15 protein-coding genes are annotated in these 14,915 nt (G+C 58.6%); 4 read left to right on the forward strand and 11 right to left on the reverse strand.

Annotated elements, in window-relative coordinates:
- A partial coding sequence (locus VN887_18025) for a gfo/Idh/MocA family oxidoreductase (protein ID HXT41912.1) occupies positions 1–576 on the forward strand: 576 nt, incomplete at its 5' end.
- Positions 577–628: 52 nt separating this feature from the next.
- On the opposite strand, the gene VN887_18030 is transcribed toward VN887_18025, so the two are convergent.
- From VN887_18030 to VN887_18050, 5 genes are all read right to left on the reverse strand, one after another.
- Entirely contained in the window at positions 629–1,315 is a 687-nt protein-coding gene (locus tag VN887_18030; protein ID HXT41913.1) for a hypothetical protein, read from the reverse strand.
- Between the two features lie 45 nt (positions 1,316–1,360).
- On the reverse strand, positions 1,361–1,519 hold the full coding sequence (locus tag VN887_18035; GenBank protein HXT41914.1) for a hypothetical protein: 159 nt from the start codon (positions 1,517–1,519) through the stop codon (positions 1,361–1,363).
- 5 nt (positions 1,520–1,524) lie between these two features.
- Positions 1,525–2,388, reverse strand: a complete 864-nt coding sequence (locus VN887_18040; GenBank protein HXT41915.1) for a hypothetical protein — start codon at positions 2,386–2,388, stop codon at positions 1,525–1,527.
- Positions 2,389–2,409: 21 nt separating this feature from the next.
- On the reverse strand, positions 2,410–2,595 hold the full coding sequence (locus tag VN887_18045; protein HXT41916.1) for a DUF3644 domain-containing protein: 186 nt from the start codon (positions 2,593–2,595) through the stop codon (positions 2,410–2,412).
- A 63-nt stretch (positions 2,596–2,658) separates the two neighbouring features.
- Positions 2,659–2,802 carry a hypothetical protein gene (locus VN887_18050; protein ID HXT41917.1) on the reverse strand — a complete coding sequence of 48 codons (144 nt, stop codon included), beginning with the start codon at positions 2,800–2,802 and terminating at the stop codon, positions 2,659–2,661.
- On the opposite strand from VN887_18050, the gene VN887_18055 reads away from it, so the two are divergent.
- The 3 genes from VN887_18055 to VN887_18065 all read left to right on the forward strand — a co-directional run bounded on the left by VN887_18055 (position 2,796) and on the right by VN887_18065 (position 7,735).
- The gene (locus VN887_18055) at positions 2,796–4,769 is read left to right on the forward strand and encodes a CocE/NonD family hydrolase (protein ID HXT41918.1); all 1,974 of its coding nucleotides are present in this window, start codon (positions 2,796–2,798) and stop codon (positions 4,767–4,769) included. The genes VN887_18050 and VN887_18055 overlap by 7 nt on opposite strands.
- 466 nt (positions 4,770–5,235) lie before the next feature.
- Positions 5,236–6,591 carry a DUF1552 domain-containing protein gene (locus VN887_18060; GenBank protein HXT41919.1) on the forward strand — a complete coding sequence of 452 codons (1,356 nt, stop codon included), beginning with the start codon at positions 5,236–5,238 and terminating at the stop codon, positions 6,589–6,591.
- A gap of 256 nt (positions 6,592–6,847) precedes the next feature.
- The gene (locus tag VN887_18065) at positions 6,848–7,735 is read left to right on the forward strand and encodes a prepilin-type N-terminal cleavage/methylation domain-containing protein (GenBank protein ID HXT41920.1); all 888 of its coding nucleotides are present in this window, start codon (positions 6,848–6,850) and stop codon (positions 7,733–7,735) included.
- 99 nt (positions 7,736–7,834) lie between these two features.
- Here the strand turns inward: VN887_18065 and VN887_18070 are convergent, their stop codons facing one another.
- From VN887_18070 to VN887_18095, 6 genes are all read right to left on the reverse strand, one after another.
- On the reverse strand, positions 7,835–11,755 hold the full coding sequence (locus tag VN887_18070) for a glycoside hydrolase family 2 TIM barrel-domain containing protein (GenBank protein HXT41921.1): 3,921 nt from the start codon (positions 11,753–11,755) through the stop codon (positions 7,835–7,837).
- A gap of 190 nt (positions 11,756–11,945) precedes the next feature.
- On the reverse strand, positions 11,946–12,683 hold the full coding sequence (locus tag VN887_18075) for a hypothetical protein (GenBank protein ID HXT41922.1): 738 nt from the start codon (positions 12,681–12,683) through the stop codon (positions 11,946–11,948).
- Positions 12,684–12,687: 4 nt separating this feature from the next.
- Positions 12,688–12,816, reverse strand: a complete 129-nt coding sequence (locus VN887_18080) for a hypothetical protein (GenBank protein ID HXT41923.1) — start codon at positions 12,814–12,816, stop codon at positions 12,688–12,690.
- Positions 12,813–13,442, reverse strand: coding sequence for a GIY-YIG nuclease family protein (locus VN887_18085; GenBank protein HXT41924.1), 630 nt, complete (start codon positions 13,440–13,442; stop codon positions 12,813–12,815). The genes VN887_18080 and VN887_18085 overlap by 4 nt, the downstream gene beginning before the upstream one ends.
- A gap of 327 nt (positions 13,443–13,769) precedes the next feature.
- A complete protein-coding gene (gene tnpA / locus VN887_18090; GenBank protein HXT41925.1) occupies positions 13,770–14,222 on the reverse strand; it encodes an IS200/IS605 family transposase in 453 nt (150 codons plus the stop codon).
- 275 nt (positions 14,223–14,497) lie between these two features.
- Positions 14,498–14,915: hypothetical protein (locus VN887_18095; GenBank protein ID HXT41926.1), on the reverse strand; the 418-nt coding region annotated here is incomplete at its 5' end.

Below are 14,915 nucleotides of genomic sequence, written 5' to 3' on the forward strand. Positions count from 1 at the left end.
CCTGTTTTCTGGGCGCTGGACCTTGGAGCGCCGGCAACAATCCAGGCCGAGGCAAAGAATTATGACCCGAAGAAGGACGCGCTGACCTATCCGATGGGCGCAATTGTGAACTTTGAGTTCCCGGCCAACGGCAAGCGCGGTCCGGTGAAATTGATCTGGTACGACGGCACCGAACTTCCCCCGCGTCCGGCCGACATGGACCCGGACGACAAACTCGAAGGCACCGGAGCGATCGTGATGGGCGACAAGGGAACCATCGTTTATGGATCGCACGGAGCGGCACGCGTGCGCATCATTCCGGACGCGAAGATGGACGCCTACCGGAAGCCGGCCAAAACCATTCCGCGCGTGAAGGAACACCACGACGACTGGATCAAGGCGATTAAAAGCGGCCGGAAGGCGGGCTCGAACTTCAATTACGGCGGACCACTGACGGAGATAGCGATGCTTGGCATCATCGGCATGCGCCTGCTCGGACAAAAACTGGAATGGAATGGCAAAGACATGCGCTTCACGAATTCAAAAGAAGCCAACCAGTTCATCCGGCCGGCATTCCGCAACGGTTGGAAACTATAGCGGGGTTGACGGATATCCGCGTGTCCTCCGGGAGGATGAACGCGCGCCAGGATCACTTTCCGCTGACGAGGGCTGGTTTCGGTTTTGGCAAGGTGGTTGCGGTGTTCGTAACGGCACTGTTCGGCGGCGCGGATTCCCGAAGGAAATTCTCAAGGATGGCCAGATAACCATCGAGTGCCCCGCCGTCATCACCGCCAAGGTCGCGCTTGAGCTCCTTCAACTGGTCCGCCGCCGACTTTGCCTCCGCGCGAATATCGTTCATCGTCAGCTTGCCGCTCAACAGGCCGCCCACCATCTCATTGAACTTGTCGTTCGCTTCCGGCCCCGCATCGGCCAGAAATTGCGCCTGCACCTGCCGGATGAAATTCGTGTTCGCGCCGAGCTGGCGGAGCGCCGCGGAGAGATCGACCGTGCCGTTGGTAAGTTGAACAGAAGCGCCGGACCGGCCGTTGGTCACGGATGCCACGCGCGCGGCGTTCGTGACCGCGCCGGCGCCGAAAGTGACGAGCGCCACCTTCTCACGCGGCAGGCGCACCGTGCCCAGCACTTCGCTGCGCAGGACGAGCGTGTTGGTATCGAGCGACAGGACCTTGCCGGAATAATGATCACCGTTCTGCATTTGAATCTGGTCGGCGCGAAGCGACAGCGGGAGGGCGAACAGCAACACGGCGGCACAGGCCGCGCCGAATTCTCCCGGAACGGTGCGACCGGCCATCCTTGTCGGGCGGGGGTTGTTCATGACAGTGCAAAACTACCTCTCATTCGCGATTCCCGCAAAAGGAAATCAGCGCGGCGCGGGAAAGGCTGGGACATCGTGGCCCCCCCTGCGAAGATCAAAATGTTGAGCAATTGCCGCAAGAATGAATCTGGAAACAAAATCCGTCGCCCGTTCCGGGGCTTCACCCAGCGGCACACCGAGACGGAGAAAATCTTTGGTGTTCATGTCAATCAATACGGCGCGGCAATCGCCTCAAATTTCATGTCATTGAAATCGTGCAGCAGCTTCTCGCTTGAAAGTTTTCCTCTGCCCAACTGCACGGCCCGCAATTGGCCCTCGACCGCGAAAACCAAACGACCATCCACGTAGTCCGCCCATTCCCAGTCTGGAAACGCGAGCAGAGTGTTGGTGGACTCCTGCCGCAACTCATGAGCATCCCAATAGCAACCACGACCCGGCGGTGCGTCGAGTTCGGAGAACGCAAATTTTCGCAACGTCCATGACTTTGGCAACTTCTTCTCAAAGACTGTCGCTTCCTGCACTTCTTCACCGTGCATTACCCAGCCATCGCGTTTGAGACGGTTGAAGTAAACCGTCAGACACTCTCCGCCGAAATGGTGTTTGGGATGGACATTTGGATTTGCACGCAACTGGCTCGACTTCTTCAACTCAATATGCCCGCGACCGTCGTTCAACCAGAACTCCCGCTTCGACAAAAATAATCCACCACCATGCCAGCAATCGCCTTTGGCATAGAGGTCCACAGCTTTGAGATATGGAACGCGCGAAATGGCCGTCCATGCGCCCTTGGTTTCTGATTCCCAGCGACCATTCATGGCAAAGTAAATGAGATGCTTTCCGTCTGGCGACAAATCGCAGCGCCGCTCGTATATCCGCCCGCGCATCCACTGGCCGAGCTTGAAAGTATTCCGCCCGCGATTCCATAGGACCGTGCAGACGGACTTCGATGGCCCGCGCCGGATCACCAGCCCGATCTTTGCACTCCGCGCCAGCAATACATGCAGCCGGGCAGGAAACTTGCCGTGGTCCGAAGGCGGCTGAGCGCTGACGCGAAGAAAATCTCTGGTATTCATGAATTCAATTCGCGAGCAACTTCAAGAACCTACTCGTTCGTAATGTTTGTCCAACTTCTTCGCCTTCACGAGTAGCTCCCATCCGTTGATGGCCAAGACAGCGAAAGCTTCTTCGCGGTAGCGAAAATCTGGCCCGTTGTAGTTTTCGATTGAAGCAATCGCGGCAGCGATGGCTCCATCTAAAAGTTCCTTTGAGCGTGCTTTCATGTTGAAATGTTTATTCGATTTTCAAAAAGAGAGCGAGTTTTGACATCCGCTCTTCCGATTGGGTCAAGGCCACGCCTTGTCGTTCAGGAACAGTTTCCACTCGGCGACGGCGCGGGCGTTGCGGAGGAGCGCCAGCAGTTCCTTCGGCGCGCCAAATCCAAAGCATTGCTTTCTCCCGGTCGCGTTGCAATAAATCCCGCATGGCATCCGCTTACACTTTTCACTTCCACACAGCATCCTTGAGGGCCCGCAGATATTCCCGCGGGATTCCGGACCTCGGGCGATTCGTAGCGACACTGTTGCTGTTTGCGTTCCTCGCAACCAATGCCGCAGCCCAGACGAATCAGGCCAAATCCAAGCCGGACGAAGCCACCGAAGCTTATCTTCGCGAACACTACACGAAATACGAATACCGCATTCCCATGCGCGACGGCGTGCACCTGTTCACACGCGTTTATGCGCCCAAGGACGACTCACAGACGTGGCCCATCCTGCTCACGCGCACGCCCTACGCGCTGAAACCCTACGGCGAGGACAACTACAACACGCCGAGCGGCTCGTTCGAGACGTTCGCGACCAACGTCTTCATCCTCGTGACGCAGGACGTGCGCGGCCGCTTCGCCTCGGAGGGCGAGTACGTCCATGTGCGCCCGTTCAATCCAAACAAGGGACCGAAGGACACGGACGAAAATTCCGACGCCTGGGACACCATTGACTGGCTGGTGAAAAATGTTCCGAACAACAACGGCAGGGTCGGCATGTTCGGCATTTCCTATCCCGGTTTTTACACCTCGATGGGCATGATCGACACGCACCCCGCGCTCAAGGCGGCCTCGCCGCAGGCGCCGATTTCCGACTGGTTCATGGGTGACGATCTCCACCACAACGGCGCGTTCTTCCTCTCGCAAAACTTCGGATTCTTCTACTGGTTTGAGCAGAAGTCCGACGACCCGCTGCGCGATGGCGGCCGGCATTTCGTGTTTCACAATCCCGACGGCTACGATTTCTACCTGCGCATGGGGCCGCTGGCGAATTCGGACACGGTCCTGTTCAAGGGCGGCGTCCATGCCTGGATCGAGTTTCTCGCGCACCCCGACTACGACGCGTTCTGGCAGGCGCGAAACATTCGGCCGCACCTGAAAAACATCCGGTGCGCCGTGATGACGGTCGGCGGCTGGTTCGACGGCGAGGATCTCTTCGGCGCGCTGGAAACGTATCGCTCTACCGAACGCCAGAATCCCGGCATCACCAACCTGCTGGTCATGGGCCCGTGGGCGCACGGCGACTGGGGACGCAAGGACGGCGACAAGCTGGGCGACATCAATTTTCAGGCGAAGACCGCCGAGTACTATCGCGAACACATCGAGCTCCCGTTTTTCCGATACTTCCTGAAAGACGACACAAACTACGCGCTGCCCGAAGCCTGTATGTTCGAGACCGGCACGCACCAGTGGCGGCGCTTCGACGCCTGGCCGCCGCGCAACGCGCGCGAGCAATCGCTGTTCTTTCACGCCGGCGGCAAACTCGACTTCACACCGCCGGCGCAGGAAGCGGGCGCCTTTGACGAATACGTGAGTGATCCGGCCAAACCGGTGCCGTTCACAATGGAAGTGACGACCGATTATCCGCGAAGCTACCCGTTGCAGGACCAACGCTTCGCCGCGTCGCGCCCCGACGTGCTTGTCTATGAAACCGAACCGCTCGAAGAAGACCTCACGTTCGCCGGGCCGCTCAAAGCCGCGCTGCACGTCGCCACCACGGGCACCGACGCGGACTGGGTGGTGAAGTTGATAGACGTTTACGCCGCCGACTTTCCGAATCCGGACCCGAACCCCACCTACGTTGTAATGGGCGGGTACCAGCAACTCGTGCGCGGCGACGTGATGCGGGCGCGTTTCCGCAACAGCTTCGAGAAGCCCGAGGCCATGGAACCGGGCAAGGTGACGAAGATTGAATTCACCATGCCCGATGTGTGCCACACGTTTCGCCGCGGCCACCGCGTGATGGTCCAGGTGCAAAGCTCGTGGTTCCCGCTCGTGGACCGCAATCCGCAGAAGTTCGTGAACATCCACACCGCAAAGCCGGCGGATTTCCAGAAGGCGACGCAACGGGTCTATCACTCGCCGCAGGCCGATTCGCGCCTCAGCGTGCAGGTGCTGGGTCCGGCCAGGTGATCCGCGCTTTCTGGCGAAGTGCAGGGAGGCGAAATCCGGCTCCGCGGAAATCCGCAAATCAGTTTTTTGTAAACGCGTCGGCGTGGCGCACATGGAAGAAGCAGCAGTTCGCGAGACAAGTGCATGCGTTCACCCCAACACAAGTCAGGCGGCGCCCATGCTCATCATCCGGCAAGGAACAAGGCGCCATTGCTTTCGTCGCACTGGCCATTCCCCCGGCACTTGTGACGATCGGCCGGTTCGGCTCGTTGTGGATGGGAACATCCGCCGCCGGGCGGCCGCCGCACAGGTGTTCACGCCACTGATTGTTGGATCGGTGCTGACCGGCGTGGTTTGCTTCATTACGGTCGCCGGCTGAGCGAGGGCCAGAACATCCATCCTCCCCGGTGGAAGGGAAAGTGGTCTTTCAAATCAACTTGGGTCTCGACTTCGGGCCTGTGTTGCTGTTTATTATCCGCTGACAATCATGAACACGCACTTCTCCAAAACTCGTGTCGCCCCCTTCGTTTCCACCCGCCCCGTGTTGTCGCGCCGGAAGTTCCTCCGTGGCGCGGGCATTCTGCTTTCCCTGCCCCTGCTGGACGCGATGACCCCGGCCTTCGCCGCTGCGGCGAAGCGGATCGCCGCCGGAACGACGCCGGGCGGAAAACCGCGCCGGATGTTTGGCATCTGCAACAACCTCGGCCTGTTGCCGGAGCAATTCTTCCCCAAGGACAGCGGACGCGATTATACGCTGTCGCCCTACCTCGAACTGCTCAAGGACAATCGCGATGATTTCACCGTGTTTAGCGGCGTGTGGCATCCGGACGTGGACGGCGGGCATCCGGCGGACAATTGTTTTCTCACGGCCGCCCCGCATCCGGGCAGCGCCGGTTTCCGCAACACCATCTCGCTCGACCAGTACGTCGGCGAACGCATCGGATATCTCACGCGGTTCCCGTCGCTCACGCTGGGCGTGAACGTGCAACAGGGCGTGCGCAGCCTTTCGTGGACAGGGTCGGGCGTGATGATTCCCTGCGAGGAAAAGGCGGCGGACGTTTTCGCCCGGATGTTTTTGCAGGGGACGAAGGCCGAGACCGAGGCGCAAGTGCGCAAACTGGAGACGGGCCAGAGCATCCTCGACGCCGTGGCCGGACAGGCGAAGGACTTGCAACGCACGGTGGGCGCGCGCGACCGCGACCGGCTGGACCAGTATTTCACGAGCGTCCGGGATCTGGAGCAGCGCATGCAGATGTCGCGCGAGTGGGAACGCAAGCCGAAGCCGAAGGTCACCGCACCGATGCCGCTCGATCTGACCGACCCGAAGGCTTACATGGACAAGGTAAAGCTGATGTACGACATGGCACGGCTTGCCTTCGAGACGGATTCGACACGGTCCATTTCGCTGCTGCTCGACAGCGTGAACTCGCCGGCCATCGAGTTCGGCGACGTGAAGACCACGGACGGTTATCACAACCTTTCGCACCACGGAAAGTCGAAGGAGAAGCTGGCGCAATTGAAGGAGATTGACGAATGGCACATGAAGCTGCTGGCGGATTTGTTCAGCCAGTTGAAGAGCGTGAAGGAGGAAGGCGAGCCGCTGCTCAATCGCACGATGATTCTTTACGGATCGAACCTGGGCAACGCGAACACGCACGTGACGACGAACATGCCAACGATTTTCGCGGGCGGCGGCTTCAAGCACGGCCAGCACATCGCCTTCGACACGCAACACAATTATCCGCTGCCCAATCTCTTCGTCTCGATGCTGCAACGCATGGGCCTGGAGACCGACCGGTTCGCGTCCGCGACCGGCACGATGCGCGGGCTGGAGATGTCCTGAGCAGCGGGGCGGTTGGCGCACTCGCTGGGAAGTGCTGGCTCTCCCCGGCCACCGGGCGTGGCTTTCCTCTGCATCATCCTCGTTGGTTCGACCACAGGTTCAGGGGCGACCGGAAACCGGCATGGCCTGCCCTGTGGCGTGAATAATCAGAGCACTGACCACTATTCGACGCTTGGAGGGATAGAAAGGAATCGTCCCCTTCGTTCGGGCGTTCAGTGAAGTCATAAAGCTTGCTTTTCGATTCACCTCTTCTTATATGCTCATCTTATACATGAGCCTTCCCGTCGGAACTCCTCTGTCACGTCGGCCTCGCAAAAATGGATTCACGTTGATCGAGTTGCTCGTGGTCATCGCCATCATTGCCATCCTCGCGGGGCTTTTGCTTCCCGCCTTGAGCAAGGCGAAGGACAAGGGAATGGGCGCGTCGTGTTTGAGCAACACCCGGCAGATCGGGCTGGCCATCACGATGTACGCGGATGACAACCGGGACGTCTTCCCGAACCAATGGTGGGTTGTCGGTCCTTACAGGAATGCGCGCGGCCTGCTATGCGGCGGGGAATGGCTGCGCACCCCGGCCAGCGCATTGTCAAACTACACCGGTGCCGCCAAAATCTGGGTCTGCCCGAAGAAACGGCGGGGGCTCACCTACAAGACCGAGCCCGGGGAGTTTGATCCCAGCATCACGGGCTTTCTTTCCTACGGATTCAACTATCTGGGTGTCTTCGGAGGTGACGGTGGTCAACCCCGCACCTTCAAAGCCACCGGCGTCCAGCGCCCGACAGATGTCGTTGCCGTCACGGAAGTCAACGGCACGGATAATCCCAGGGAAATCGGCGGCGGCATCGGCAATGAAAAAGCGGACGCGGCCTGGCTCGATGGATATTGGGCGGGCGGGTCCTTTCCCAACCAGACAACACCCAAGGGCAATCAGAATTTCCGGTTTCAATCGCAGATGAAGAAGCACAACCAGCGGGTGAACATCGTTTTTGTGGACGGGCATTCCGCGGGCTCCAAGCCGAGTCAGTTGATCTGGGGCCAGTTCTACGGAGTTTTCAGCGGCACCACCATTCCCAACAGCAGCAAGCGTTGGGACGGCCCGGTCGGCAACGCGGCGCTCGATGCCTCGGAAATTGCCCCCGATTAAATCCCCCGCCTTGCCTTTCAACGTTCCTCGAAGAACAGGCGAAGAAGCGTTCAGTCGTTTTTCCGGTCTGAAATCCCGCTTGCCGCGGACCGCATGAATTTACCAGCGAAAGAAACGGTAGGGATCGTCCCATTCCTCCGGTTGATCGAGATAGAAGCCGCTCAGCCACCGCTTTTCCGATTTGGTGACTTCGACCGGCTGACTGAAGCGCTCCAGCAACGGTGTCGAGCCGGCGACTCCCATGTTGGCGAGCAGCCGATCAAGCAGCACTGAAGTCTGGCGGAATGTCCGACGGAAGGATTGTTCGCGCGAGAACGTCCACGGCGCCATTTGGAGAAAGACCACGTTTGCGTCGGCGGCTATCGCCAGCACACCGTCGCCGAGGATTTGCGCGGCGCCGGTCACGAGCGGCAGCTCGCGCGGATCGCGATTGTGAACTTCCGCCGGTCCAATCCCCGCCAGCAATGAACTCACGCCGGGCGGCTCAAAGAATGACGAGACGTGTTCCGCCTTCCGCATCGTCACTTTGAACGGCAGGAACGCGTTCGCCTCGTCCTGATCCAGGCCAATCGCCAGCAGGTTTCCTCCGGACTTCAGAAAGCTGGTGAGCGCAGATGCGTTCTTCGCCAACGCCTGCTCAACGCCGTGGCTGACCACCAGCGCGTCATCACTCGACAACTTTCCGTCGTACGGACGCGGGTTCACGCCCAAAGAATCAAGGAACTTCCTGCCGTCGTCATCGCCCGCATAAACAACCTTCCGGCGAGGAACCGGCTTCCAGTCTGACACATATCGAAAAAGATTTCGCACGAGCTGTTCGGCGGTGGGATCACTTTCGGTCCGGCCCGTCACGTCGAGTTGACAAAAGAGCACCATTCCTTTGCCTTCGCGATATTCCATCAGCGGGCTGTATTGAAGGCTGAAGCCGCCATCGAGAATCGGCAGGAAATCACCGCGCGCGGGTTTTTCGATCAACACCGACGCCACATTTCCGCGATTGCCGCAACGCCACACCCGCGGCACTGGTATGCCCGCCCACTCGACGGTCGGCCCGTAGCGCGGACGTATTTCATACTTCAATCGCGGTGGAAGGATCGTCGCTGATCCGCGCCAGTCATGGAGGTTTTCGGTTTTGAGTCCCGCCAGAATCGGATGATCCGTCACGCGCGGAAAGAGCTGCCTCAAGCCGTACTCTGCTACACGAAAGCCAAGTCGTTTCTCCAGCACGTCGGACGTCTGCTCGAAGACGATCACCTTGAGACCGTCGCGGACGCGACTGATGTCGGACGCGGGTCCGTCAACTGTCAACGCGGCCTTGCCGATCACGAGAATATCGTACGGCGAGAGATCGGTATTCGCCTCTACCTGCTGGCTTCGTACACCTGTTTCGCTCAGCAACTTCGTAGTCTCACCCTTCGGATCGAACACGGCGATCTGGCCACCCTCTCCCGCACCGGGGGAGAGGGACGGGGTGAGGGGGCGCGTGGCAGCGATCCGTTCGGTTGCCGGCAACACATCAATGACAAAACGATCTTCCTGCGTCTCGCCCGAACCAAACTTCGCCGTCAGATGGATTTCGTAACTGCCGCTCGCAAGCTCCTTCGGCAGTTTGAACCGAAGCGGAATCCGCGCCTGATCGCCGGTCGCCACGGTCACGCGGCGTTTGCCCGTGAGGGATCGTGGCAGGGTGAACGTCCATCCGGCCTCGCACGTCACCGTCTCGCGCGAGTTGTTGATCACGACGATTTGTTTCTCGACCGTTTCGCCCGGCAGACAATTGTGGTCCTTGCTGGTGAACGCGCCCGCCTTGCCGGCGAGGTAGGCCAGCAGTGGACGGTTGTTGCGAATCAGCGCCTGCGCCGCCGGAGTCGCGATCCAGTCCGAACGCTCGTAGGCCATGTCCATCCGCTCATAACGCTGGTCGATGTAGTCGGGACTAAATCCGGACCGCTGCAGATTGTCCCAGTCCACCTTGAGTTCCTTCCGGCTATTGTCCACGCCCGCGCGCAGTTTCCAGAAGTGTTCGTATTCCCACGGCGAAATGCCGGACACGCCCCACGTGCGATACGCCCGCCAGTTGTCGGTGAGATACATCGCGAAAACCGGATAACGTTCGTCGAAGCGGTCCGAGCCGACTTGATTCGGATAATCCCAGCGATGCCACAAGTTGCCGGCGCGGAACTGTTTCGCTTCCCAGCGCAGGTCCGCTTTCTCCGCTTCACTGATTTGGTAGGTACGGTCGCCGAAAAACTGCGCGTTCCATTCCGCGAGACAGAATTCCCACGGCACTCTGGCGCTGCCCCACTCGCGCTGCCCTTTGTACCAGCCGCGATACATCGTCCAGTCCCACGTGAACGGCGCGCCGTATTCACAGGTGAACGCCGGCTTCATGCCTTCGGTGGCCCAGTGCTCGAACCAGTCGTCCAGCTCCTGGACCGGCGCGAAGTTCGGGTAAAAATTGCTGTCGTGCATGACGCCCAGATTGCCCGACGCGTGATGATAAACGATCCGGCGCGGGTCGAGCCGCTTCACGATGGCTTCTGCGCGCATCGCCAGGTTGACGTTTTTCAATCCCCACTGGTCGCGGCCATCGTGAATCCCGTCAATCATGTCCGGGTTCATGTCCTCTTCGTAACCGGTGGCGTTGTGGCTCATCACATACATCACCACGGACGGATGATTCCCCGCCGCGCGCGCATAAAACGCCGCGTGCCGCGCGTAACCGTTGTTCTCGTCGGCGTCGGGCGCCTTCCAATCGTAGTGACTGAAATGGGGTTGGGTGAAACCCACGAGCATTCCCACGTCATCGGCGGCGCGGAGAACTTCGCTGAAACTCAGATGCGCGCCCGGCTCGCAACCGTAATTGTGCGTGTAAACGTAATTGATCCCGAAACTCTGGAGGCGTTCGAGGCTCTCGCGGGCGGCGGCGTAAGTCGCGAACGCGGCGCCGATCTGCGCGTTGTCGAGCGGAACCGCCGAAAGAAAAATGCGCTTGCCGTTGAGATAAAAATCCCGGCCCTCAATCCAGAACTCGCGGAAACCGAACCGCCGCGTCCAATCGGTGTCCAGCACCTGACCACCGGCATCGTCGAGCGATAACTGAAGGTCGAACTTGTTTTGCGGCGTGTTGAGGTCCCAAAGTTTATCGGGCATCCATTTTTCCGCGAAAGCAAACCGGACGTCCTTGAGATCGCTGCTCTGAAACGGTGGACTGGTAAATTGTTTGACGATGGAACCGTCCTTCGTGATTCGGCCCTGGAATTTGTAGCGCGCGTTGGCATCAAGACCAGTGACAGCGGCGCTGACGGTCAACTCGCGTTTGCGCACCGAGGTGTCCACGTTCACATCCGTGATCTTTGGCCCGTGTGGTGTACTGACGAGAAACACGTCGCCACACAAGCCGCGTCGCTCGACGTTTCCTTTCACTTCGCGCGCCGACGCGCTGTCGGTGTAGGAAAGCATCACGCCTTTCAACGGCAGCGCGACCACGAGCAGGCTCAGCCGGTGTTTGGCGCCCGGACGGCAGACCGCGGTGAGGTCGAGGTCGCCGCCGGGAAAATGGATCTCGCCCGCCTTCACGCCATCCACGAACACCGCCGCGAAGGAGTTCAGGTATTCGGCGTGGAGAGCGATGCTGCGGCCCGCCCAGTTGTCGGGCACGCTGAACTCGCGTTCATACCAGGCGGCGCTGATTCCGCCGGGCTTCACGTCTTTCCAGGTCCGATGCGCGTAAAGTGTTTGGGAATCCTTCTGCAAATAGTCGGTGATCCCCGGCCAGCACCCAGGCACTTTGAAAAATCCCCAACTCCCGGCAGGAACCTGCTCGGCTTTTGCCTCGGCCGGCTGCCAACGCCAGAGACCGTTGAGACAAATCCATTCGCGAGTCGGCGTGGTTTCGTGGTACGCCTTGCTCGCATCCCAGACAGCCTTCACTCCAGCGGGTAATTCTGTTGCGACCTCGTCCGCGCGAAGTTGGAAGCTCAACAAAACGAGAGCGAACAGCGCGACGTGCTTACGCATAATGTCGCGCGCAGATTTCGGAAATGCGCCGCAAGATTGGGCGGTGGTGGGAATCGAGACGCTGTTCAGTGGAAAAGTGGAGGGCAGCGGTTGTACAATTGGCGTTCGCGCATCCGCAAAGCATAGATGTTTCTTCCAAGTTCCCAACATGATCACTGGGCCCTTCCGCAGATTTGTTGGTTCTCGAGACTCACTTGAGAAGCGGATGATCCAGAAAGCTTCTTAAAGTGCTCGTCCAATCGAGAAATCTGTCCGGCGCGTTCGCACCGCGAGAAAGGATATCAGAGTCCGCAACTGGAAAGTTGAGAGGGTTTGCATCGTTCGCTGGAAACGCGATTAGTACCTGGCCGGAAAACAGAATGACATAGTTAAACGGATGTGGCCTGCTGCAGATCGAGAATACAGTATGGGTGACTTTTGCAAAATAATCGGCCATCTCTTCTTCTCGCCCTAGCGAGTCTTTACGACTGCTCGCAACTAGCACGCTGAATGGACTTCCATTCGCCACATGCATCAGTAACCACTTCTGTTCAAATGACACCTTCCATTTGTCCGCCTTTCTCGCCTTTCCCTCAACCTGGTTGGCAAATGCGGCCAGTGATTCCCTTAACGTGAACTCTCCCCACTTAAACTCGTGATGCGGTTGGGGCTTCTGTTTGCATTCGGCTTTCCACGCCTTGAAAGCTTCCCTGCGCCTATAACCTCCCTTACTAAATTGCTTTGGCACCATGTCCGTCAACTCGACTCCGATGATTTTATTCTGATGATGAAACACAAAGTCAGGCGGTTCTGCACCAAACTCCACGTCGTCTAGCTTGACGAACTCTTCTAACCGCAATAAGAAGGGCATGAGGTTGGTTGCTTCCTCATCACGCTTTTGGTTGGCCGACGGGTCGTGGTAAATCGAAAATCGAGAGAGATCTGGCATTGGCTTACAATTCTCTGCAATAGGTTCTGCCCAAGATTGCCCGCAAAAAGGCATCCAACTCGACGACCGGCGCGATCTCCGGTCGCTTCAGCACGTCCGTCAACGGGACGCGATATTGACAGTGGCCGGTCATTCGATATCCCCGTAAGTCTCCTCGTAAATGTCGTTGATGAGTTTGCCATTGTAAGTCCAATGCGACGCCGGTGCGACAGAGTAATCGAGTTGTAATACCTGTCGTGTTGCTGCAGTGAGGGACAGCTCCTCGTCGCCGAGCCGCACTTTCTTCGGAGCGACAACAACAACGGTGGCGTCATTGTGCGTCGAATGTAGCGTTGAACCAATAGGGATGCTCATCTCCACGAAATTCAAATTAGGCCTTCGTTTTTGCAGTTCCTCACCGGCAGCCAACGATTGTTCATCGAGAGTTGTAGGTTGCGCCGATACCTCACCGGTCGCGTCCTCGGTGTGCAGGAGACGCAGAATCGCAATCGCCTGTTCTGGCTCGATCCGAAAGAACTCGCGCTTCGGGTTTACGCGGTGTGGCCCAGAGGCAATATGTAATGCTTGCTCCACTTCGTCAGGATTATCAACCTTACACGCATATTCGAGCTTGAAAGGGACGGGGACTCCGGTGCTGTAAAGTTCCGCGATGCGTATATTCGCATCGCCACGAGAGGTTCGGCCAATCTTTACCAAGTTCGGCATGGCTGGATTAGAAAGAACGTAAACAATGCAAAGAGCGTTTGTGGTGGAGCTCATGGCGTTTGCAATTTAAGCTATTTCAGAGTTCTTCTTCGGAAGCGTGAATTGGACTTCCCCAACGGAGGCGTGCGACTCAAGGTTTTGTGCCACGAGATTTGGTCCGCTAAGGTATCGGCGTCTCGCGGAGCGCGCCGGCTTCTGCGTTAAGGATGGTTTGGTTGGTTCTTTCACGGTGCTATGCGGAACGATAGGGCTGAAAGCCCTTCATGTGAAAGCCCTTCATGTGAAAGCCCGGGGTGAAGCCCCGGGTAAATGTCATCGAATAACTCCGTCCCGCCCTGTAAGGGCGGGACAAAACCAAAGTGGTAATCAACCCGGTGAGATTCATTCCCAAGCATATCGTTCATCCAACGGTTTTCCATTCTTCTCGCAAAAACGGCGATACTCGGTTTGAAAATCTTCCTGTTTGTGCTGTTCCGCCTGATTGCGGATGTATTCCCGCACCGCATCAACGTGCATCGGGCTGACGCTGAATTCGCCGTAACCGCTCTGCCATGCGAAATCCGAATACCTCGGGTCGAGGGTTTTGATCCAACCGGAGGACGCGGTTTTGACCTGCTCAACGAGCTTCGCCGGCGCGTGGTTCTTGGATTGGGCGAAGAGGATGTGGATGTGGTCGCGGACGGAATTGATTTCGATGAGTGGCGAATCGTGATTCTTCAGAATGCCGGTAACATAGGCGTGGAGTTGGCCGCGTTCCTCATCCCGCAGAAGTTGTCGGCGGCCCTTCGTGCTGAAGACGAGATGAACGACGATGTTGGCGAGGGATTGGGACATGCTGATGTCGCCCTTACAGGGCTTGGGAGTGTTGTGGGAGTGGTTGACCTGGGCCTCCGCTCGTCGAACTCGCTTCAGCCCAGGCTGTCACATTGGGGGCTTTCAGCCCTGTGGAATCCGCACTATGCCGCATACAGCAGCGATTGGAGTTGGTTCACCGCATTGCGGAGTTGGTCTGTGCCGCCGGGTTTGCCGATGATTTCGTCCATGTTCTGCGCCTTGAAAGGAGGATTGGAGCGCAGCGACTGAATGCGCGCAAGTTGATTCGGGCGCGGTCAGTGCATCTTCTCGATGGCGGTCCGGTAATAATGGTCGTCGTGTGGTTGTTTCCAACCGTCCATCGGCGCGGCCAGCGTTTTCCGGTGGTTCGCCCACATCTCGTTGACGAACGCATCCCACGCCTGGCCCTGCCGCGAGTAGTCATGGTCGAGGTCCTTGCCGGTCGCTTCCTTGATGGTCTTCACGTCCGCGGCATCGTCCTGAAACATCCAGCGATCCGCGTAATCGAGGAAGGCGTCGTGGTTCCAGAATTTCTCGGCGTGCATCAGGCGCAAGGCCAGCGCTTGCGCGACCCAGCCGACACTGGTGCAACAGCGGCGATAGCTTTCGCTGGTGCTCTGTCCGTCCTTCCACTGCGACGGCGGAGTGTGTTCGTACGGTCCCCAGCCATTGCCGCGCGACCGGCCCGCGCCC

The organism is Candidatus Angelobacter sp. (genome assembly GCA_035607015.1).
Lineage (GTDB): Bacteria > Verrucomicrobiota > Verrucomicrobiia > Limisphaerales > AV2 > AV2.